Raw genomic sequence first — 20,367 nt, 5'->3', positions numbered from 1 at the left:
TCTACCCCCTTCTCAGAACGAGCGGCGCTGTTTGACAAGCCCCCGCAGGAGCCACCCATGACCACCACCGAACCCAACCCGACGGAGACCCAGGCTGCCGCACCACAGACCGCCGAGGTCCATAATGCCGTGCTAGACGCAGAAATTGCCCGCCGCCGTACCTTTGCCATTATCTCTCACCCGGATGCGGGCAAGACCACCATTACCGAGAAGCTGCTGCTGTACGGGGGCGCGATTCTGGAAGCCGGATCGGTGACCGCCAAGGAAGGCCGCGCCCACACCAAGTCCGACTGGATGAGCATTGAGCAGCAGCGCGGGATTTCCATTTCCAGCTCGGCGCTGACCTTTGAGTACGAGGGACGGCACATCAATCTGCTGGATACCCCCGGTCACCAGGATTTTTCCGAGGACACCTACCGTACCCTGACCGCCGCCGACAGCGCCCTGATGGTGCTGGACGCGGCGCGTGGCGTGCAGATCCAGACCGAGAAACTGTTCGCGGTGTGCCGCAACCGCCACACGCCGATTCTCACCTTCGTGAATAAGATGGACCGTCCGGCACTGGACCCCTTTGACCTGCTTCAGCAACTGGAAAACGTCCTCCAGATCACGGCAGTTCCGCTGACGTGGCCCATCGGGGACGGCCAGGACTTCAAGGGCGTCTATGACCTCCAGACCGGGCAGGTGCTGGCCTTTGAGCGCACCTCCGGCGGCAAGCACCGCGCCCCGATGCAGACGGCGGGCCTGGACGATCCGCGCCTGATCGGGCTAGTAGGCGCTGATCTGGCGGCCAAGCTCAAGGAGGATGTGGAGCTGATCGAGGCGGCCATGCCCGAATTTGATGCGGCGGCCTTTCTGTCGGGCGAGCTGACCCCGGTTTTTTTTGGGAGCGCCATGAACAACTTTGGCGTGGAACACTTCCTGAGCAATTTCGTGGAGTTGGCCCCCCCGCCCGGCCCCACCGAGACGACGCTGGGTGAGCGTGACCCCGAAGCGCCGTTTGCCGGATTCATCTTCAAATTGCAGGCCAACATGAGCAAGCACCACCGGGACCGCACGGCCTTCATGCGCGTGATGAGCGGCCATTTCGTGCGCGGCATGGACGTGACGCACACCCGCAGCGGGCGCAAGCTGCGGCTTTCTCAGGCGCACACGCTGTTTGCTCAGGACCGCGAGAAGGTGGAGGAAGCGTTTCCCGGCGACATCGTGGGACTGGTTAACCCCGGCGTGTTTCAGATCGGGGATGTGATCAGCCTAGACGCGAAAGTAGCGCTGCCCAGCTTCCCACGCTTCACGCCCGAAACCTTCGCCACGCTGGCCCTCAAGGACGTGGGCAAGCGCAAGGCGTTCATGAAGGGCCTGACCCAACTGGCCGAGGAAGGCGTCGTGCAGACCTTCTTCCCCACCGACGGCGCGCGTGACCCGTATCTGGGCGCGGTGGGGCCACTGCAATTTGAGGTCTTTCAGGCCCGCTTGCAGGAGGAGTACGGCGTGGATGTGGACATGAACATCACCGGCTATCAGCTCGTGCGCTGGCTGGCCGGGGACGCCAGCAGTGTGGCCCGCTTCGCCCGCCATGTGGAGGACGATCAGGGCCGCCCGGTGATGCTGTTCCGCAGCAAATACGATCTGGAATACACCGCCGAGCAGCACCCGGAAATTGAGTTCCTACCGCTGCCGAAGGATCTGACTCGGGTTTAGCCCACGTAGTCATTCACATAGCCCGTGACCTTGAACCCGACGGAGGCGTAGAGCCTGACTGACGCCGCGTTCTTTTCAAAGGAGACGATTACAGTTCTCTCGGAGCCGCGCTCTGTGAGTCGCCGATTGACCTCCTGCACGGTCAGGTGGCCCAGCCCACTGCGGCGGTATTCGGGATGGGTACCGACGGGTTCCATCAGACCCGATCTGGCGTGGGGGTCAAACCAGCCCAGCGCGTAGGACACCAGTTGTCCGTCTGGACCCATCAGCGCCACGTCCAGTTCGGGGTCGTAGGCCGGAGACGCCCGTAGATGTTGATAGGCCGTCAACGTGACCCGCGATGGATGCCAGACCGCCTGGTGCAACTCCACCCGCGCCGCGCTGAGTTCGCGGTGGTCCGCAATTGAGATGAACGAGAATCCGGCGGGCAGACTGGGCAGCGCTGGCACGCCCTGGTCGGCGGGATGATATTCATACTGGAGCATTCGTTCGCCGTTGCGCTTGAAGCCTTGCCGCTCCAGTGTCTCCATCAGTGGGCCGTCGCCATCAAAGGCCGCCACAGTCAGCTCCGCGTCTCCGGCCCGCCCGCGCACATGACGCAGCATGTCGTCCAGCACAGCTCCTGGGGTGCCAGGCAGCGCCTGAATCGCGGCCCAGGTGAGCGGGTTGTTGAAGGTGAAACCCAGAATCTTCCCGGCATCATCCTCAAAAATCTCAACGCAATCCGGTGGATTCAGAATCTCGTTTTGCCGCAGCCACCAGCTCAGATCGCCCGGCTGGATGTATCCGGCAGTGGGGGCCGCCGCATTGCAGTCACTCAGAAAGGCCAGCAGCGCCAGGAAATCCTTTTCGTCACGGTACGGGCGGTGGGTCCATTCCATCGCTCAAGTCTGAGGGCTGACACGCTAACTGTCATCCGCCACTTGCCCTACTCCGGCCCATACTTTCCCTCATCCGGCAGCGCCACCCCGTCATGCACGGCCTGGGCAAGCCGCGCCGCCTGCGGAAAGTCCACCGCCGCGAACCAGCCTTCCTCCAGCCCCTCCTGCGTCTGACGGTAGATGCACAGGCTGGGGCCGTAGCTGCACGAACCCAGGCAACCGCTCTCGCTCAGGCGAATGCTGCCGCCCGTCTTGTAGTAGGCCAGCGAGGCGTTTTCCAGATGCTTCCACAGCGCCTTGTACAGCAACACGGAGCCGCGTGCCTGACAGTTTGGCCCCTGGCAGACCAGGATGTGACCGGAGGTTTTGAAATACTTTGGAGCCATAGTGTTTACCTCTTCCGGTTTAATCCTCCGGGATGACCAGCAGGCGGTCTGCATCCCGCACCACTCTTGCGCGGACGCCGTAGGAGGCCAGCAGGTTTTCGGGGGTCAGCACCTCAGCGGGTGGTCCTGCCGCCAGCACTTCTCCCTGATGCAGTAGCAACAGCCAGTCAGCCCGCGCCGCCAGATTCAGGTCGTGCAGCACGGCCACCACGCCCAGGCCCCCGGCCACCTCGCAGCGCAGGTAACGGATGACTTCCAGAGCGTAGGCGAGGTCCAGGTGGTTGGTGGGTTCGTCCAGCAGCAGGAAACGTGGCTGCCCGGCCAGGGCGCGGGCCAGGGCCACCCGCTGCCGTTCGCCGCCGGAGAGTTCGGCCACCTTGCGGGCCTCAAAACGGCGGGTGTCGGTGCGGTCCAGGGCGCTGTCCACCGCCGCGTCATCGTCGTCCGTCCAGGGGCGGGTGGGCAGCAGGCCGAAGCGCCAGTCGCCCGCACCGCGTCCCAACGCCACCACGTCGCGGACCTTCGTGGCATCGGACAGTCCCTCGGTCTGGGCCAGATACGCCAGCGCCCGCGAGCGTTCGGGGCGGCTCCAGCTTTGCAGCGGACGCCCGAACAGGCAGACCTCGCCAGATTGGGGTTTATTCAGACCCAGCAGCGCCCGCAGCAGCGTGGACTTTCCCGCGCCATTGGGGCCGATCACTGCCGAGAAGGTGCCGACATCAAAGCGGGCATTAACGCCGCGCACGGCGGGGAAGGTTCCGGCGTGGACGCGCAGGTTGACGGCTTCCAGCGCCGTTGACGGTTGATGGTTGATGGTTGATGGTTCGAGAGCGGCTGATTTTGAAGCCCTTGGACCCTCAGACCCTTTGACCCTCAGACCCCTCATATTTCCTTCTCCCGGCGCAGCAGCCACAGGAAAAACGGGCCGCCCAGCAGCGTGGTTACAATCCCCACCTGCGACAGCGGCGAGGTGCGGGCCAGCAAGTCGGCATAAACCAGCAGCGCGCCGCCCAGCAAGGCCGAGAGCGGCAGCAGAATGCGGTGGCTTGCGCCAAAAGCGAGGCGGACCATGTGCGGCACAATGAGTCCAATAAAACCGATGATGCCCACGTAGGCCACTGCTCCCGCCGTGGCAACACTGGCAGCGATGACCACGATCAGGCGCAACCGTTCCACAGGCACGCCCAGCGAACGGGCGGTCAGGTCACCCAGTTGCAGGGTGTCCAGCGCGCGGGCCAGCAGCAGCAGCACGCCGCAGCCCAGCGCCGCGTAGGGCAGCACCGTCAGCACGTCGCGCCAGCCGCTGAAGCCCAGATCGCCCAGGGTATAGGCCAGCACCTGCCGGGCGCGGTCCTCTCCACGCAGGATCAGAGCTGTGGTGGCGGCACTCAGGACGCTACCCACCACCACTCCGGCCAGGATCAGGCGGGTGGGTGGAAAGCGGCGGCCCTCGCGTGCCAGCGACAGGGTGACGGCCACGGACAGCAGCGCCACCACCAGCGCCGACACCGGAATCAGGGCGTGCGGCCAGTCCAGCACAATCGCCAGTGTCGCCCCCAGCGCCGAGCCGCTCGCCACACCCAGCAGGTACGGATCGGCCAGCGGGTTGCGGAACACGCCCTGAAACGCGCCCCCGCACACCGACAGGCTGGCCCCCACCAGCACGCCCATGACCACGCGCGGCAACCTGATCTGCCACACGATCACGTCGTTGCTGACCAGCTCCGCCCCGGTGAACTGGCTGGCAAGCCCGCGCCACAGCGCCCCCAGCACATCCCCCGGCGCAATGTTCACGCTGCCAAGCCCAGTGCCGAACACGATGGCTGACAGCAGCAGGAGCAGCAGCAGAAAGGTACGCGGCCAGACCCAGCGCGATTTCTCTCCTGGGGCGGCAGAGGTCAGGGCCTCGGGCTGCTGCGCGTCGCTTCTCATACGAACTCCGATTGAATCGTTTGCAAAAATGATGAAATCCGAGCGGACGCGAGAAGGAGAAGAGCGGGTTCCGGGCGTGGAGTTGGCAAACCGGCGCTTTCCCGGTTTGTTAACGAAACAGACGGAATCCGTGTCACCTCAAAGCCTTACTTAAAAAGTTCCGGGTGAATGATCTTCGCCATCTGTGCCAGCGCCAGCGGCATGCGCGGGCCAGGGCGCGAGAAGATGGTGTCCAGACCTTTGGGCAGCGCCAGCGTCTTGCCGGACTTGATGGCCGTCATGCTGCTCCAGCCGGGGCGGGCGGCGGCGGTTTTGGCGTCCACACCCAGAATAAATTGCGGATTGGCCTTGACGATGAATTCCGGGTCCACCTTGGGGAAGTCGCCCATGCTGGCCGGAATGATGTTGCGCGCCCCGGCCTTGGTCAGCAGCACGCCCATGAAGGAATTGGGGCCGATGCTGTATGGCGTGGGATCCACCTCATAGTAGGCAGTGGGCTTTTTGACCGCGTTCTTGGTCAGAATCTCGATTTTGGCGATGTCGCGGCGCATCTGCGTGACCAGATTCTTCGCCTGCGCCTCGCGGTTGACGATCTTGCCCAGCACAAGCGTCTTGGAGAAGACTTCCTCGTAGGTTTCGGGGTTCACGGCGATCACGGTAATCCCGGCCTGCGTCAGCGATTCGGCGATCTTGCCGTACTTGCTGACCAGCACCAGATCGGGCCGCTGCCCCACGATGGCCTCGATCTTGGGATCATACAGGCCGCCCATTTTCGGCAACCTGGTGACCTGCTGCGGGTAGTCGCTGTAGTCGTCCACACCCACCAGCTTGTCGCAGGCCCCGATGGCGCACAGCGTTTCACTGTCGCTGGGCAACATACTCACGATGCGCTGCGGCTCGGCCTTGAGAGTCACCTTGCGCCCCAGATCGTCGGTCAGGGTCAGCGGGTAAGTGGTGGCTCCAGCCAGGCTGGCGAGAGCAAAAGTCAGGGTCAGGATTGATTTCATGGTGGCTCCTTGACCGCCCCCACGCACAGAAAAACCGCCCCGAAAATTGGGGCGGAAAGTAGAATCGTCCGCTGCGCTGGGCCAGCAACAAAGGGGGCCACGCACGGGCGTTCCCTCCTTCCCGCGAGAGGTCAGCCGCACGCCTCCGCACTGGGAAGCGTGGACAGGGCAGGTGTTCGGACTTTCCACCTCTTAAAGTGGATTACCGTTGCGCGACAGTGCCGGAATATGCCCGCTAAGCAGAGCAGTCACCGGCTTTCCCCACGCCCATCGGCGGCAGTATAGGGCAGTCGGAACAGGGAAATTGAGACACACCGGCGGCCCGGCACCCTTACCATGTCCAACATGTTCCGCCGCCGCCCGCCGCTCCCCCCCTTTCCCCCTGGTGGTCTGCTGGTGGGCGGCGCGGCGCGTGACTGGCTACGCGGCGTGGCCCCGAAGGATTACGACTGGGCGGTGCCGGACCCAGCGCAGGCGGCGCGGGCGATGGCGGACGCGCTGGGCGGCTCGGCCTTCCCGCTGGACGAGGAACGCGGCTACTGGCGGGTGCATCTGGACGGCGAAGCGCACCACGACTTCGTGCCGCTGCCCGCCGACGTGAACGACGATCTGCTGCGGCGGGATTTCACCGTGAATGCGCTGGCGTTGACTGAAGCAAGGAAGATTGTGGACCCAGCAGGCGGGCAGGCCGATCTCAGGGCGCAGCGGCTGCGAATGGTTTCGGCGGCCAACCTGAGGGCCGATCCGTTGCGGGCGTGGCGGGCGGCGCGGCTGGAGCTGACGCTGGGCTTCCGGCTGGAGCCTGAGACCGAACGGGTGGTGCGCGAGGTGACGGCGCATCTGGCCGACGGCACGCTCAGGATGCCCGCCTTCGAGCGCATCCGCGACGAGTTGCACGCCCTATTGCTGCACCCGGACGCCGCACATGGCCTGAAACGTTTAGAAGACCTGGGACTGCTGGCCCTGACCCTGCCCGAATTGCGCGAGGGCATGGGCTTGCAGCAGGGCGGTTTTCACCATCTGGACGTGTTCGAACATGGGCTGGAGGCGCTGCACCAGCTTCTGGCCCGTCTGCCGGACGCGCCGCTGCCCCTGCGCTGGGCCGCCCTGCTGCATGACGTGGGCAAACCCCGCTCCCACACAGTTAATCCCGAAACAGGCCACACCCATTTCTACGGCCACGACAAGCTGGGCGCGGCACTGACCACGCAGATGCTGACCCGCCTCAAGCTGCCCGCAGGCGACATCAAGCACGTTGCCGGGTTGGTGGAGGCCCACATGGTCCCGCTGCCCGCCGGAGAAAAGGAGGCCCGCCGCTTCGTTCACCGCCGCCGCGATCTGCTGCCGGACCTGCTGTGGGTGATGCTGGCAGACCGCGAGGCAGCGCGTGGGCCGAGCAGTTCCGAGGCCAGCCGTCATGCCTACGCCGTGGCGATGGGCCGCGTGCTGGAGGCGCTGGAAGTGCAGCCCGCACCTCCCAGGCCGCTGTTGACAGGCGCGGACGTGATGGCGCTGCTGGACATTCCACCCGGCCCGCGCATTGGCGAGGCGATACGAGCGCTGAACGAGGCCGTGGCGCTGGGCGAGGTATTGGATGAAGTAGAGGCGCGGGCGTTCGTGCTGGACTGGGCAGACAGAACACGCCCGACTGAATGAACCCTGTCAGTCCCTCTCCGCTATGCTGGCGCGCAGATGACCGCCGTGCTGACCGCCCCCGACACCGCCCATCCCACCACGCCCGAATGGGTCAAGGACGCCGTGTTCTACCAGATCTTCCCGGACCGCTTTGCCCGCAGCGGGCGCATGAACGGAATGAATTTGCAGGCATGGGGTGACAAGCCGGAATTTAACCGCTACATGGGCGGCGACCTGTGGGGAGTGATCGAGAAACTGGACCACATCCAGAGCCTGGGCGTGAATGCCATTTATTTTTGCCCGGTGTTCCAGTCGGCTTCAAACCACCGCTACCACACCCACGATTACTTTCAGGTGGACCCCATGCTGGGCGGCAACGCGGCCTTGCGGGCGCTGATCGACGAGGCCCACGGGCGCGGTATGCGCGTGGTGCTGGACGGCGTGTTCAACCACAGCAGCCGGGGCTTTTTCCAGTTCAATGATCTGCTGGAACAGGGCCAGGACAGCGCCTACCGCGACTGGTTTCACCCGGAAGGCTGGCCGCTGCACGCCTACAACGATGAAAAACCCGCCGGGTACGCGGCGTGGTGGGGCAACCGCGCGCTGCCCAAATTCAACACGAACCATCCCGCCGTGCGCGACTTTCTGTGGGAGGTGGCCGAGTACTGGACCCAGTTCGGCATCGACGGCTGGCGGCTGGACGTGCCCAACGAGATCGACGACGATTCCTTCTGGCAGGAGTTCCGCCGCCGCGTCAAGGCAGTCAACCCGGAGGCGTACATCGTCGGTGAAATCTGGGGCGACGCCCACCGCTGGCTGCGCGGCGATCAGTTCGACGCCGTGATGAACTACCACTTCACCCGCCCCTGTCTGGCCTTTTTCGGCGCACGCACGCTGGACCATCCCATGAACGAGCGCAGCGGCACAGGCCGTGTGGACCCGGTAGACGCCCCCGCCTTCGCCGCCCGCATGACGGAGGTGGCCCGCATGTACCACCCCGAGATCGTCAGCGCCCAGCTCAACCTGCTGGACTCGCACGACACCGCCCGTTTTATTACGGCGGTGGGCGGCGACGCCACGGCCTTCCGCCTCGCCACCATCTTCCAGATGACCTACCCCGGCGCGCCGTGCATCTACTACGGCGACGAGATCGGATTGCACGGCGGCCCCGATCCCGACTGCCGCCGGGCCTTTCCCTGGAACGATTCAGAGTGGGACACGGACACGCTGGAGCTGACGCGCAGGCTGACGGCGGCCCGCCACACCAGCCGCCCGCTGCAACGCGGGGATTTTGAGGTTCTACACGCCGAGGGGGAATCGCTTCTGTACGCCCGCTGCCACGAGGGACGCTGCGCCTATGTGGCCCTGAACTGCGCCCACGAATCGGTCCGCCTGCCCTTGACTGGCGTGGAGGCCGGGACGTACCGCGATGTGCTGAGCGGTCAGACCTACGAACTGGCGGAAGGCGCGGAACTGGAAGTGGGGGCGCGGGGCGGCGTGGTCCTGATTCGGGAGAGCTGAAAAAGCGCGGGAAGGTCAACCCACCCGCGCCTCTTATCCAAGCGGCAGGCTCTAGCTGAACTCCGCTTTCTCCGGTTCCGGCAGGCGGTAGGCGATCATGGCGCTGGGAATCAGCAGGCTGATGCTGACTAGGGCTGCCGTGGTGGGCGTGGTGGCGTCGGCCAGCATCCCCACCAGAAAGATCAGCAGGCCCGCAAAGCCCCAGGAAAAGCCCATCATGATGCTGCTGGCCACCGCCACATGCTCCGGGGCGTACTCCTGCGCGGTGACCACGCCCACCGGAATGCTGGCATTGACCGCCGCCCCCACCATGAAGGTCAGAGGGTAGAACCACCATTGGCTGGGATTGGACAGGATCAATACGGCGAAGAACGGGATGGTGGTCAGGATGGCGGCGCGCAGAATCGGGGTGCGCCCGTAACGGTCACTCAGGCGTCCGCCCACGATGCCGCCGATGGCGCTGGCAATGGCGTAGATCGCCAGGGTCACGCCCACCTCGCGCAGCCCGAAGCCGCGCGCGTACAGCATGAAGGGCAGCATGGTGTTGTAGCCCATGCTGGCCAGCGAGCGCAGCACCGCCATGCCCCACAGCCACTGCATCGGCCCCTGGAAGATCTGCACGTACTCGCGCAGTTTGATCTTGCGGGCCTTCTGCGTGCCCGGCGGCGTGACCGCGAACGTGATGGCCGCGAACACCACGCCGATCAGCGCAAACCACGGCAGATGCGTCAGGCCCACCCCGGCAAAGACCGGCCCCAGCGCCATGCCCGCCGTGCCGCCCGCACTGAAGATGCTGGCCCACAGGCCCCGCTTATTGGGTGGGCTGTTCTGCGCCACGTAGGCCGCCCCCGCCGGATGAAAGAAACCGCTGCCGAAACCCGCCACCGCCACCAGCAGGATCAGCGCGCCAAACCACGGCACGAAGCCCATCAGGGTCAGGCCCAGCCCGGTCATCAGCGGCCCCAGCGCGGCAGAGTAGCGGCGGTCCAGCCGCTCGCCCAGAATGCCCAGCAGGGGCTGCATCACGCTGCTGGTCAGGCTGTAGACGCTGGACAGCAACGTGACGGCGGCGATGCTCACGCCGTACTTGCTTTGCAGCGCGGGCATCAGCGGCGTGAGCATCGCGCCGTAGGCGTCGTTGATGAAGTGGCCCGCAGTGACAGCCAGGGCAATGGCCGTGCCGTGCTGGATCACGGGAGTCGGAGTGCTGACACGGACCTGCATGGGACGCAGATTACTCTGCGCCGTGCTGAACTGGGCGCAGGCCGTCCGGGCAGACGGATCAGTCCCCTGGCCTTCACGGTGCGGCTGGTCCCTGTCCCCAGCGTGCCCCCGGCAAGACTCCATCTGAACAGCAGCAGCCACTCTGAACAGAGTGCTTCCAAGACCAGCAAAAACCGCTAGGCTAGGGCATGGCCCGACCGCTCCTCGCTGTGATCACCCGGGCACTCCCCAGCGAGACCCTGTTCGAGGACCGCCTGAGCGACCTGAGCCTGCGTGACCGCGCCGCCGTGCTGGATCACCTCGATCTGCTCATGCCGGGCTTCGATGTGGTGATCGCCCTGCCAGACGCCGAAAAGATGGCGCGTGGGCTGGCCCGGATGCGCGGCACGCCCGTCGTCGTGGCCCAGCCCGACGGGACCGCGTCGCCCGAGACGGAAGACGAACACCCCAATGCAGAAAGTGCGGAACTGCCAGATGAGGAAGTGAACCACTGGTCCCTGCCCACGCCGGACCCCCTGCCCGAAGACATTCGGACCGCCGTGATCCTGACCCGGCAGCTTCAGGACGGCCTGCCTGAACTGCTCGTCGCGCTGCTGGCCGCCAAGCGCGGCTGGACCGTGCGCGCGGTGGCCGCCGTGGTGGAGCGCACCAATTTCCGAGGCCGCACGCGCCTGGAATTGCAGGGCATGGCGGTCCACGCCGCCTTGCAGATCGCCGACACGCCCAGAGGGCTGGAACTGGAGAGACGTTTTCCCAATCCTGAATAGCCGGCGCTGAGCCTGTCTTCAATTCGGGTCAGGCCGGGTCAGGGCGTAGTGCGCCAGCGCCCGCTCCTCTGCCGGAATGCGGATCAGCAGCAGCAGCGCGGCGTTCAGCAGCGTGAAGGCCAGGGCGGTGCGCCACGCCCCCACGGCCAGCGGCGCGGCGGCCAGTTCCAGCGCCACCACCGCGTAATTGGGGTGCTTCAGGAAGCGGAACGGACCGCCCGTGATGCGCTCTCCACCCGGCACGATCAGAATTCGGGTGTTCCAGGACCTTCCCAGCGTGCGAATGACCCAGTACCGCAGCGGCTGGGCCAGCAGAAAGAGCGCCAGCGCAGGCCAGTTCACCCGCTGACCGGACGCTCGGCCCTCTAAAAAGGTGGCCAGCATCCAGGCCGGATGCAGCACGAAGAACAGCGGGTAATGTTCCCGCCCGTATTCCACCGCGCCGCGTTCGCGTGCCCAGCGCTCGTTGGCGCGGGCCAGCCGCAGCTCCAGCAGGCGCTGAACGCCGAGAAAGGCGAGGAGAACTGGGGCGAGGGCACGGGCCTTCACGCGTTCATGGCCCGCTCAGCAGCTCATCCGCCGCCGCCTCGGCGTCCAGTTCACCGCGCGCCACGCGGGCGTAGAGGTCACCGCCAGCGTTGCGGGCACGGCGCAGCAGGCGTTCTTGCACCAGCGAGCGGACCTCGAATTCGGCGCGCAGGCGGCGGCGTTCCGCGAGGCCCGCGTCGCCCAGATGGGCGCGGTGCTTGAGAACGGCCTCGACGACGCTCTCGATGCCCTCGCCTGCCGAGGCGATGGTCTTGCGAACCGGGGCCAGCCAGGTGTGTTCGTCGTGCCAGCCCAACGCCTGCGCCGAGGTCAATTCGCGCACCGTGCGGGACGAGCCGGGCAGGTCCGACTTGTTCACGGCGATCACGTCCGCGATCTCCATGATTCCGGCCTTGAACGCCTGCACCCCGTCGCCCCCCGCAGGGGTGACCACCAGCAGGGTGTGGTCACACGCGGCAGCCACGTCCACCTCCGACTGACCCACGCCCACGGTTTCGAGGATGATCCAGTCGAAGCCGCCGCCTTCCAGCAGCGCCAGCACCGCCATCGTGCGGGCCGACAGACCGCCCAGCGCGCCCCGGCTGGCCAGCGAGCGCACGAACACCCCGGAATCGGCGTGGTGACGCAACATGCGGATACGGTCCCCCAGAATCGCGCCGCCGGAATAAGGGCTGCTGGGGTCCACCGCCAGCACCGCCACCCGTTTGCCCTGCGCCCGCAGCACGGAAATCAGCGCGTCGGTCAGGGTGCTTTTGCCGCTGCCGGGGCTGCCCGTGATGCCCACCACCACCGAGCGGATTCCGCCCGAACGCGCGATCCTGAGCAGGGGCCGGGCGGCGGGGAGTCCGGCCTCGGCCAGCGTGACGGCACGGGCCAGGGCGCGCAGATCGCCCGCAGCGTAGCGGGCGGCGAGGTCCGTGGCCGGAACGGTCACTGCGCCTGCCCCAGCACGTCGTCGGCCTCGGTGGCCTCGATCAGGTCTTCCAGGTGGGCGTCGTCGTTGAAGCCCAGCAGGGTGCCGCTGTTCTCGCCCAGCAGAACGCGGGTGATGCTGGTGTTGGTGACGCTCAGGCGTGCCCAGGCATTGGCGGGGACGCCGCCCAGCGCCAGCCCCACCGCCACACGCACCACGCCGCCGTGCGTGAAGACCAGCACGCGCTGTCCCGGATGCCGGGCACGCAGGGTCTCGAACGCCGCGCCGCTACGGGCATACAGGTCTTCCATGCTCTCGCCGCCGGGCCGCCGGGTGGCCCAGGGATCGGCCTTCAGGGCTTCCAGATACTCGGGGTACTGCTCACGAATATCCGCGATCACCAGACCGGACAACTCGCCCACGTCGATCTCGCGCAGGCCGGGATCAAGTTGGACCGGGGGCGGCCCATCCAGGCGTTCGGCCACCGCTTCCGCCGTCTGGGCCGCACGCCGCAAGTCACTGGTGTACACAGCATCGAAGTGCTGCCCGGTCATCCGTTCCGCGAGGCTGGCCGCCTGCAAGATGCCGACATGGCTCAGCGGCACGTCCGCCTGACCCTGGTAGCGTCCCTCGGTGTTCCAGGTACTCTCGCCGTGACGGACCACCCAGAATTCGGTGGCGCTGCGGCGGTCCGGCGGCGTGAACCCGAAGGGGGCCAGCCTGCCCTTGTGGCTGCGGGGTCTGATGGAAGAGGTCAAGCCTCTCCTCCACCGAACGCCGCTCCGTCAAACACCACGCCGCCCCCCGCCACCATCTGCCCGATCACCCAGGGCTGCTCGCCAGCGCCGCGCAGGGCGGACAGGGCCGCCTCCGAGTCGGCAGCAGGCACGATGAACAGGAAGCCCACACCCATATTCAGGGCGCGGAAGGCTTCGGCACGCTCCACCTGCGCCTCTTTCACGATCAATTCAAACAGCGGCGGCACGGTCCACGATGAGGTGTTGATGCTCATGCCGACGCCGGGCGGAAAGACGCGCGGCGGGTTGTCCACCAGACCGCCACCCGTGATGTGGGCCATGCCGCGCACGTCCACACCGCCCCCCATGAGCGCGTCGTGGGCCGAGACGTAAGCGCGGTGCGGCACGGGCAGCAGCTCGGCCAGGGTCTGACCGTCCAGATCGGCGCGGGCCTCCTGCCAGTCCAGCCCGTCCAGGGCCAGCCGGGCCAGCGAGAAGCCATTGGTATGCAGGCCGACACTGGGCAGGGCGATCACCACGTCCCCGGCCTTGATGCGTGAGCCGTCCACCAGCGCTCCCCGGTCCACCACCCCGACAATCGTGCCCACGATGTCCAGTTCGCCGTCCACATAGACGCCGGGCATCTCGGCAGTCTCGCCGCCCAGCAGGGCCACGCCCAGCGCCTCACAGGCCCGCGCCGCCCCCGTCACGACAGCGGCCACAGTTTCGGGGGCCAGCTTGCCCATCGCCACGTAATCGAGGAAAAACAGCGGGCGCGCGCCCTGCACCAGAATGTCGTTGGCGCAGTGGTTGACGATGTCCGCGCCCAGGCCGCCGGGCTGCCCCAGCCGCACGGCCACCTTGGTCTTGGTGCCCACACCGTCGGTAGAGGCCACCAGCACCGGGTCTGACAGGCCCGCGAAGGCCGAGGCGCTGAACAGGCCCCCGAAGCCGCCGATGCCGCCCAGCACGGCGGGGGTGTGGGTGCGGGCCACGGCGTCTTTCATCAGGGCCACGGCGCGCTGTCCGGCGTCGATGCTGACGCCTGCGCGTTCGTAGGCGGACGCGGCTGGGGCGTCCCTATCGGTCTGAGTCATGGTCCTCCTGCCCCGCCGCATGGACGGGCATGGGACGCAGTTTACCCGAGCCGGGGCTTTAGATTCCGGGGTGATTCAGGCTCTGGGCCAGTTCACGTTCTGGGCTGAGCGTCCTGAACCGGGTCCACCTCTGTCTGTCCCTGGGCCTGACCATCCACACGGCCCGCCCGCCGTGCCAGCCACCAGCGCCCAAGCGCCAGCCCCCCCACCACCAGCGACATGATCACCAGCCCCCACAGCAGCCGCTGCGCCGACCCGCTGAGCCACACCACCAGCAACGTGACCGGCAGCACGCCCACGGCGGTGGCCAGCATGAACGGACGGAACCCCATGCGGGCCGCCCCCGCCACCAGACTGAGGACCTCAGCGGGCAGCACCGGCATCAGGCGCACCAGCAGCACACCCTGCGCGCCGTACCTATTCATGAAGCTCTGCGCCTGCGTCCTGGCCCGTTCCCCGGCCAGCGCGCGGATCATGGGTTCGCCCAGCACCCGCCCCAGGCCGTAGCCCGCCGCCGCCCCCAGCAGCGCCCCAGCAAGCACGATAAAAAAGCCCGCCACGAAACCGTAGGCCCGCACCGTCACCGCCGTCAGCACCAGCGAGGGCAGCACCGGAATCACCGCCTGGATCACATAGGCCACCAGCAGGGCGACGGGTCCGGCCCAGCCCAGCGTGTACACAAAACGGTGCGTGACCTCCGGGTCCTGCGAGATCAGCGCCGCGTAGCCGCGTCCCAGAAACCCCCGCACCTCCGGAATTAGCAGGGTGCCCAGCAGCAGCGCCAGCAGTCCGGCCATCAGGATCAGACGCAGGTGACGCGGCGGGCGGCGGGCAGCGGTCATCCGGCCCAGTGTAGGCCCAGGGGGCCGGGAGTTGCGCCCGACTATTGGATGAGCGGTGGGCAGAAGACACGAACTTCGCCCGTTCTTCTGATCCTCCTTTCTCCAGGCCAGAGCGTGCCTGACAACGAGTCCCGCCTTGAGGTGGAGGAAGCGGGAATCGGCGAGTGGCCCGACACTCTTGAAAATGTTCAAGCCTTCAACGCCAGACCCAGCACCCCCACCGAAACGGCAACCGAAGGCCGTCGGGCGCGTAGCGCACGGGCCGCACGTCACTGGGCGGAGCCGGGCATCAGACCCGGATACCGCCGCCCATCTCCGTCCAGAACGCCCAATCCTCCTGCCCAGTGCAACGCTGGCTCCCCCTGCCCCCCTGGGGGAGGGGGCTGGGGGGTGGGGCTGCCCGAACGACTCTCCAGAAAAACACTCCACCTGCGCTATGCTTGGCCCCACAGCGGACGGCAACTGGCGCTGAACGTGGGCCAACCACGGGGAAGCCGCTCCGAATTCCATTTGATCGCGCGCCTGGGTCGGACGTCTGCCGCACACGCGGCGCGTCCGGGTTCCTTTCTCGGAGGCGATAAACAATGGGCAAACAAGCTCTTATTTCGGTCAGCGACAAGACAGGAGTGGTGGAATTCGGGCGTTCACTCACAGAACGCGGCTGGACGCTGCTCAGCACGGGGGGCACCTTCGCGGCCTTGCAGGAAGCAGGCGTGCCAGTCACGGCGGTCAGCGATATGACCGGATTTCCCGAGATGCTGGACGGACGCGTCAAGACGCTGCACCCGGCCATCCACGGCGGCATCCTGGCCCGGCGCGAGGACGGTCACCTGGCCGAACTGGCGGCCCAGGGCTTTGGCACCATCGATCTGGTGTGCGTCAACCTGTACCCCTTCCGCGAAACGGTGGCACGCGGCGCACCCGACGCCGACGTGATCGAGAACATCGACATTGGCGGCCCGGCCATGATCCGCTCGGCAGCCAAGAACCACGCGGGCGTGCTGGTGCTGGTGGATCCGGCGGATTACGAGCTGGCCCTTCAGGATGAAGTCAGCGGGACCGAACGCCGCCGACTGGCCGCCAAGGCGTACCGCCACACCAGCGAATACGACGCCGCCATCACTGCGTATCTGGAGGGCGATTCGGACGAACTGCCTACCAGACTCCCGCCCGAACTGACGCTGAATCTGTCCAAGGTGGCCGAGGTCCGTTACGGCGAGAACCCCCACCAGCCCGGCGCGATCTACCGCTGGGGCGGCGCGCACGGCCCGGTGATGGACGCCCGCGTGGTGGCTGGAAAACCCATGAGTTTCAACAACTACGCCGATGCGGACGCCGCCTGGGCGCTGTGTACGGAACTGGCAGCACAGGAAGAAGGCATGGTCTGCGTGGCCGTCAAACATGGCAACCCCTGTGGCGTGGCGCGGGCCAACGACGTGCGCGCGGCCTGGGAACTGGCGCGGGACGCCGACACCCTCAGCGTCTTCGGGGGCGTGGTGGCGGTCAGTGGAAGGGTTGATCTGAACGCGGCCCAGGCCATGCGCGGCACCTTTCTGGAAGTGCTGATCGCCCCAGACGTGACGCCGGAAGCCGTGGAGTGGTTCGCCGCCAAAAAGCCCGATCTGCGCGTGCTGATCGCCGGAAAGGCCGAAGCCGTCAGCGTGCTGGACCTGCGCCCGCTGGTCGGGGGATTCGCCGTGCAGGAACGCGACACCCGCCCGTGGGATGACCTGTGCCCGGAAGTGGTGACCACGCGGCAGCCCCGCGACGAGGAATGGAACGATCTGCGCTTCGCGTGGGCGGTGGTCAAGCACGCCCGCAGCAACGCGGTGGTGCTGGCGCGCGGCGGCGTCAGCGTGGGCCTGGGCGCGGGGGCCGTCAGCCGCATCTGGGCTGCCGAACGCGCGGTGGCGAACGCGGGAGAGCGGGCGCACGGCGCGTCCCTGGCCTCCGAGGCGTTCTTTCCGTTTGACGATGTGGTCCGGCTGGCGGCGGGCGCTGGAGTCACCGCCATTCTGCAACCGGGGGGCGCAAAACGTGACCCCGAGGTGATCGCCGCCGCCAACGAATTGGGCCTGAGCATGGTCTTCACAGGTTCTCGTCACTTCCGGCACTGATGAAGAAGGTTGATGGTTGATGGTTGACGGTGAAAGAGGCACATCTCCCCGTTCGCTCCTCGGCAAGCCACTGGCTGATGAGGTCATCAAGGGCGTCAGAGTAGCCCTCGCTGGCTGGGATTTCCGCCCGCATCTGGTCAGCGTGCTGGCCTCTGCCGACGAGGCTTCGCGGGTGTATGTGGACAGCAAGGCACGGCGGGCCGGGCGGCTGGGCGTGGACTTCAGCGTGCGCGAGCTGGGGGCCGGGGCGTCTCAGCAGGAGCTGGAAGGGGCGCTACGCGAACTCTCAGCGGACGACTCGGTACATGGCGTCGTGCTGGAGCTGCCGCTGGCTGCTGGGCTGGATGCCGACGCCGCCCTGCTGCACATCGCGCCGCGCAAGGATGTGGAGGGGCTAACCCCTGCCAACCTCGCCCTGATCGCGGCGGGACGGGAATCTGAAGCTTTGCTGCCGCCCACGCCGCGCAGCGTGCGCTTTTTGCTGCGGCGCGTGCTGGGTGACGACCTGCGCGGCCTGCGGGTGGCCGTGATCGGGCCGGGGCGCACGGTGGGCCGCCCGCTGACCTTCATGCTCAACAACCGGGGCGTCACGGTGACGCTGTCCAACGAATACACCCGTGATCTGGCCGGGGTGCTGGCTCCGCTGGACGCGGTGGTGGTGGCCGTGGGCAGAGCCGGACTTTTGAAGCCTGAACACGTCCAACCCCATCACGTCGTGATCGACGCCGGAATCAACGTGCAGGACGGGGGAGAGATGGTAGGGGATGCCATGCCGGACCTCCCCGTGCGGGCGCAGACGCCCGTGCCCGGCGGCGTCGGCCCGCTGACCAGCGCCCTGATGTACCAGAACCTCGTCCGCGCAGTGAAATTACAACGTGGGGAGGCGGTGGAGTAGGAGCCAAACTCATCATCCCTCCCCCTCACCAGAAAAGCCCTCTCCGCAGGGAAGAGGGCCTTTCATCTCCTCCAATCTCTAGTCGCTGCCCCGGCCCACGGTCAGCAGTTCACCCGGCTGTCCCTCCCCTGGTTCGGCGTGACGCAGGCTCTTGTCCCAGGTCACGCGGCCCATGAAGTAGTGGCGATAGGCCATCGGCAGGCTCAGGAACAGGGCAAACCCGTAGACGGGCAGGCTGGCGAGGGTGAAGGCGGTGCGGCCCAGCGACAGACGGTTCTCGCGCCTGTAACGGGCCACCCACTGCAACTGAATGATCAGGTTGATGACAGTGATGATCAGGCTGACTTTCGCGTCCAGCACCAGCCCCTGCGTGCCCATCGCCCAGCGCAGCGGCTGGGTCAGGAACGACAGCACGATGATGCCGCTGAGCCACGGTCCCAGGATGAAGTAGCTCAGGTCCAGACGGGCCAGCACTGGGACGGGCCTGCGCCACAACTGCGCCAGATACGGCAGGCACTGCATGGTGCCCTGCGTCCAGCGGGCGCGCTGGCGCGAGAAGCGGCGCAGATCGGGCAGGCCCTGCTGCGTGACCGCCGCCTCTAAAAAGACCAGCCGGTGACGCGGGTTGACCAGCCGGGCCTCGGCGGCGCTGCCAAAATCTTCGAGCAGCACGTCAGGCCACGGCGTCCGCCCGGCGTCGAACATGGCCGCCACATAGCTGGCGCGCATGAATTGCCCGTTGCCGCACAGGGCGGCGCTGTGCCACCACGAGCGCATCAGTTGAATGTGGCGGGTGATGAAGAATTCCAGGTCCTGCTGCTGCTCTAGCATGCGGCCCACCACGTTTTTTAATCCCAATTTGCCGGGGGACTGCCGGATTCGCACGCGGGCCTGCGCGGCCACCACGTCCGCGTGGGCCAGCACGCGCCGCGCCTCGGGCAGCAGGCCAGGGGTCACGCGCCCGTCGGCGTCCACCACCACGAAGACCTCTTTTTGCAGGTCCGCGCCCGTTGAGCGCAGGTCCCGCAGCAGGATCGACACCGCCCAGTTCATGGCCTTGCCCTTGCCCTGGCGGGCCTCCGGGGCGATGCGGCGCAGCAGGATCACGCCCGCGTCATTCCGCGCCAGCCGTTCCACCAGTTCTGCCGTGCGGTCATCGCTGCCGTCGTTGATCACGGCCACGCGGGCTTCGGGGGCCACCTCGCGCAGGTTGCGGACGGTGGCCTCGATCACCGCGTCCTCGTTCAGCGCGGGGACCACGAAGGTAAAACGCAATGCCTCGTCTGCCGGATACAGCCGCCGGGGCCGGGGCAACGTGGCCGACAGCAGCATTTGCAGAAAGTACAGGCCCAGCATCAGCAGGCCCAGCAGATCGAGAATGGTCAGAAATCCATGCAGTGCGTCAGTCAAAAGCTCCCCCGGTGGCGTCAGGCGCTCGGCCCGGTTCACCCGACTTTGCAGTCTTCTTAACTATGCAACGCGGATTGTGGGCTTGAAAAGGGCCAAATGAGAAATAGGCCCCACGCTACTGGGCGTTCTCTCTTCAATCGAAACTTTCGGGCGGGTAGACCTCGCGCCCCTGCTTGGTTTTTACATACGAACTGCGGCCCAGATACACCGCCGCCTCGCCCGTGAACAGCCGCCGTTCATTGTAGAAGGCGGGATCGTGGCGAACCTCCAGCACCACGCCCACGAACAGATCGTGGTCCCCGGTGGGCACGGTCTGAATCACCCGGCAGCGGTAGTACAGGTAAGCGTCGGCCAGGGCCAGCGGCGCGTCTGGCAGGGTTTGCAGGCCCAGGCGGGCCAGCTTGTCCTTTTGGGGCAGGTCGTGCAGCGACAGCACACCCGTCCCCTGAACCGGCTTCGCGTGCGAGGCGGGCAGGAAATTGATCCCGAACGTGCCGCTCCCCGCCACCAGCCCATGCGTGGCCCGCTCCCTGCCGATCAGCACGCCGTACATCGGGGGCTGGGCGCTCAGGGCGGTGTGCCAGCCCGCCGCCATCACGTTGCGGACCAGGCCATGTTCGGAAGTGGTGTGTTCGGCAGTGACCAGCGCCACCGTGCCGGGGTAATAGCCGAAAAACTGCGTGCCTGTCTCGCTGAGCATGGAAGGCAGGATAGCGGGCGGGGTCAGCATCTGCCGCCGTACCTGACCCCGTC

General features: G+C 66.7%; 19 protein-coding genes and 1 riboswitch. Of the genes, 6 read left to right on the top strand and 13 right to left on the bottom strand.

Annotation, left to right across the window (positions count from 1 at the left end; all coding sequences use genetic code 11):
• Positions 1-57: 57 nt before the first annotated feature.
• The gene (locus Q319_RS0100550) at positions 58-1,701 is read left to right on the top strand and encodes a peptide chain release factor 3 (RefSeq protein WP_245618858.1); all 1,644 of its coding nucleotides are present in this window, start codon (positions 58-60) and stop codon (positions 1,699-1,701) included.
• Here Q319_RS0100550 and Q319_RS0100545 read toward each other — a convergent pair.
• The 5 genes from Q319_RS0100545 to Q319_RS0100525 all read right to left on the bottom strand — a co-directional run bounded on the left by Q319_RS0100545 (position 1,698) and on the right by Q319_RS0100525 (position 5,907).
• Positions 1,698-2,582, bottom strand: coding sequence for a GNAT family N-acetyltransferase (locus Q319_RS0100545; protein WP_029479762.1), 885 nt, complete (start codon positions 2,580-2,582; stop codon positions 1,698-1,700). The two genes, Q319_RS0100550 and Q319_RS0100545, sit on opposite strands and share 4 nt — an antisense overlap.
• A 47-nt stretch (positions 2,583-2,629) precedes the next feature.
• The gene (locus tag Q319_RS0100540; protein WP_029479761.1) at positions 2,630-2,968 is read right to left on the bottom strand and encodes a (2Fe-2S) ferredoxin domain-containing protein; all 339 of its coding nucleotides are present in this window, start codon (positions 2,966-2,968) and stop codon (positions 2,630-2,632) included.
• A gap of 19 nt (positions 2,969-2,987) precedes the next feature.
• On the bottom strand, positions 2,988-3,713 hold the full coding sequence (locus Q319_RS0100535) for an ABC transporter ATP-binding protein (protein ID WP_245618862.1): 726 nt from the start codon (positions 3,711-3,713) through the stop codon (positions 2,988-2,990).
• Between the two features lie 137 nt (positions 3,714-3,850).
• The gene (locus Q319_RS0100530) at positions 3,851-4,900 is read right to left on the bottom strand and encodes a FecCD family ABC transporter permease (RefSeq protein ID WP_029479759.1); all 1,050 of its coding nucleotides are present in this window, start codon (positions 4,898-4,900) and stop codon (positions 3,851-3,853) included.
• A gap of 146 nt (positions 4,901-5,046) precedes the next feature.
• Positions 5,047-5,907, bottom strand: coding sequence for an ABC transporter substrate-binding protein (locus Q319_RS0100525; protein WP_029479758.1), 861 nt, complete (start codon positions 5,905-5,907; stop codon positions 5,047-5,049).
• Positions 5,908-6,252: 345 nt separating this feature from the next.
• Here Q319_RS0100525 and Q319_RS0100520 point away from each other — a divergent pair, with 345 nt between their 5' ends.
• Together Q319_RS0100520 and Q319_RS0100515 are read left to right on the top strand one after the other, a co-directional pair.
• Positions 6,253-7,563 (top strand): CCA tRNA nucleotidyltransferase, encoded by a 1,311-nt coding sequence (locus Q319_RS0100520; RefSeq protein ID WP_029479757.1) that lies wholly within the window; start codon positions 6,253-6,255, stop codon positions 7,561-7,563.
• A gap of 36 nt (positions 7,564-7,599) precedes the next feature.
• A complete protein-coding gene (locus Q319_RS0100515; protein WP_029479756.1) occupies positions 7,600-9,063 on the top strand; it encodes a glycoside hydrolase family 13 protein in 1,464 nt (487 codons plus the stop codon).
• A gap of 51 nt (positions 9,064-9,114) precedes the next feature.
• On the opposite strand, the gene Q319_RS0100510 is transcribed toward Q319_RS0100515, so the two are convergent.
• A complete protein-coding gene (locus Q319_RS0100510; RefSeq protein ID WP_029479755.1) occupies positions 9,115-10,287 on the bottom strand; it encodes an MFS transporter in 1,173 nt (390 codons plus the stop codon).
• A 188-nt stretch (positions 10,288-10,475) separates the two neighbouring features.
• On the opposite strand from Q319_RS0100510, the gene Q319_RS0100505 reads away from it, so the two are divergent.
• Positions 10,476-11,054, top strand: coding sequence for a hypothetical protein (locus Q319_RS0100505; RefSeq protein ID WP_029479754.1), 579 nt, complete (start codon positions 10,476-10,478; stop codon positions 11,052-11,054).
• 18 nt (positions 11,055-11,072) lie between these two features.
• On the opposite strand, the gene Q319_RS0100500 is transcribed toward Q319_RS0100505, so the two are convergent.
• From Q319_RS0100500 to Q319_RS0100480, 5 genes are all read right to left on the bottom strand, one after another.
• Entirely contained in the window at positions 11,073-11,603 is a 531-nt protein-coding gene (locus Q319_RS0100500; RefSeq protein WP_029479753.1) for an isoprenylcysteine carboxyl methyltransferase family protein, read from the bottom strand.
• A 4-nt stretch (positions 11,604-11,607) separates the two neighbouring features.
• The gene (gene meaB / locus Q319_RS0100495) at positions 11,608-12,537 is read right to left on the bottom strand and encodes a methylmalonyl Co-A mutase-associated GTPase MeaB (RefSeq protein ID WP_029479752.1); all 930 of its coding nucleotides are present in this window, start codon (positions 12,535-12,537) and stop codon (positions 11,608-11,610) included.
• Positions 12,534-13,274 carry a histidine phosphatase family protein gene (locus Q319_RS0100490; RefSeq protein WP_245618856.1) on the bottom strand — a complete coding sequence of 247 codons (741 nt, stop codon included), beginning with the start codon at positions 13,272-13,274 and terminating at the stop codon, positions 12,534-12,536. Before Q319_RS0100490 ends, meaB begins: the two co-directional genes overlap by 4 nt.
• On the bottom strand, positions 13,271-14,350 hold the full coding sequence (gene purM, locus Q319_RS0100485) for a phosphoribosylformylglycinamidine cyclo-ligase (RefSeq protein WP_029479750.1): 1,080 nt from the start codon (positions 14,348-14,350) through the stop codon (positions 13,271-13,273). The genes Q319_RS0100490 and purM overlap by 4 nt, the downstream gene beginning before the upstream one ends.
• Positions 14,351-14,442: 92 nt before the next feature.
• Positions 14,443-15,192, bottom strand: coding sequence for a TVP38/TMEM64 family protein (locus Q319_RS0100480; RefSeq protein WP_034413126.1), 750 nt, complete (start codon positions 15,190-15,192; stop codon positions 14,443-14,445).
• 448 nt (positions 15,193-15,640) lie between these two features.
• A riboswitch (ZMP/ZTP riboswitch) is annotated at positions 15,641-15,727 on the top strand.
• A 49-nt stretch (positions 15,728-15,776) separates the two neighbouring features.
• On the opposite strand from Q319_RS0100480, the gene purH reads away from it, so the two are divergent.
• A complete protein-coding gene (gene purH / locus Q319_RS0100475) occupies positions 15,777-17,309 on the top strand; it encodes a bifunctional phosphoribosylaminoimidazolecarboxamide formyltransferase/IMP cyclohydrolase (protein WP_029479748.1) in 1,533 nt (510 codons plus the stop codon).
• 19 nt (positions 17,310-17,328) lie between these two features.
• On the top strand, positions 17,329-18,204 hold the full coding sequence (locus Q319_RS0100470; protein WP_029479747.1) for a bifunctional 5,10-methylenetetrahydrofolate dehydrogenase/5,10-methenyltetrahydrofolate cyclohydrolase: 876 nt from the start codon (positions 17,329-17,331) through the stop codon (positions 18,202-18,204).
• Between the two features lie 78 nt (positions 18,205-18,282).
• On the opposite strand, the gene Q319_RS0100465 is transcribed toward Q319_RS0100470, so the two are convergent.
• The gene (locus Q319_RS0100465; protein ID WP_245618854.1) at positions 18,283-19,614 is read right to left on the bottom strand and encodes a glycosyltransferase; all 1,332 of its coding nucleotides are present in this window, start codon (positions 19,612-19,614) and stop codon (positions 18,283-18,285) included.
• Between the two features lie 133 nt (positions 19,615-19,747).
• Positions 19,748-20,314: a flavin reductase family protein gene (locus Q319_RS0100460; protein ID WP_029479745.1), complete on the bottom strand. Its 567-nt coding sequence runs from the start codon at positions 20,312-20,314 to the stop codon at positions 19,748-19,750.
• Between the last annotated feature and the right edge of the window lie 53 nt (positions 20,315-20,367).

This window comes from Deinococcus marmoris DSM 12784 (assembly GCF_000701405.1).
GTDB classification, from domain to species: Bacteria; Deinococcota; Deinococci; order Deinococcales; family Deinococcaceae; genus Deinococcus; species Deinococcus marmoris.
The sequence above is the reverse complement of the archived record's forward strand: the minus strand, read 5'-3'. Positions and strand labels throughout refer to the sequence as shown.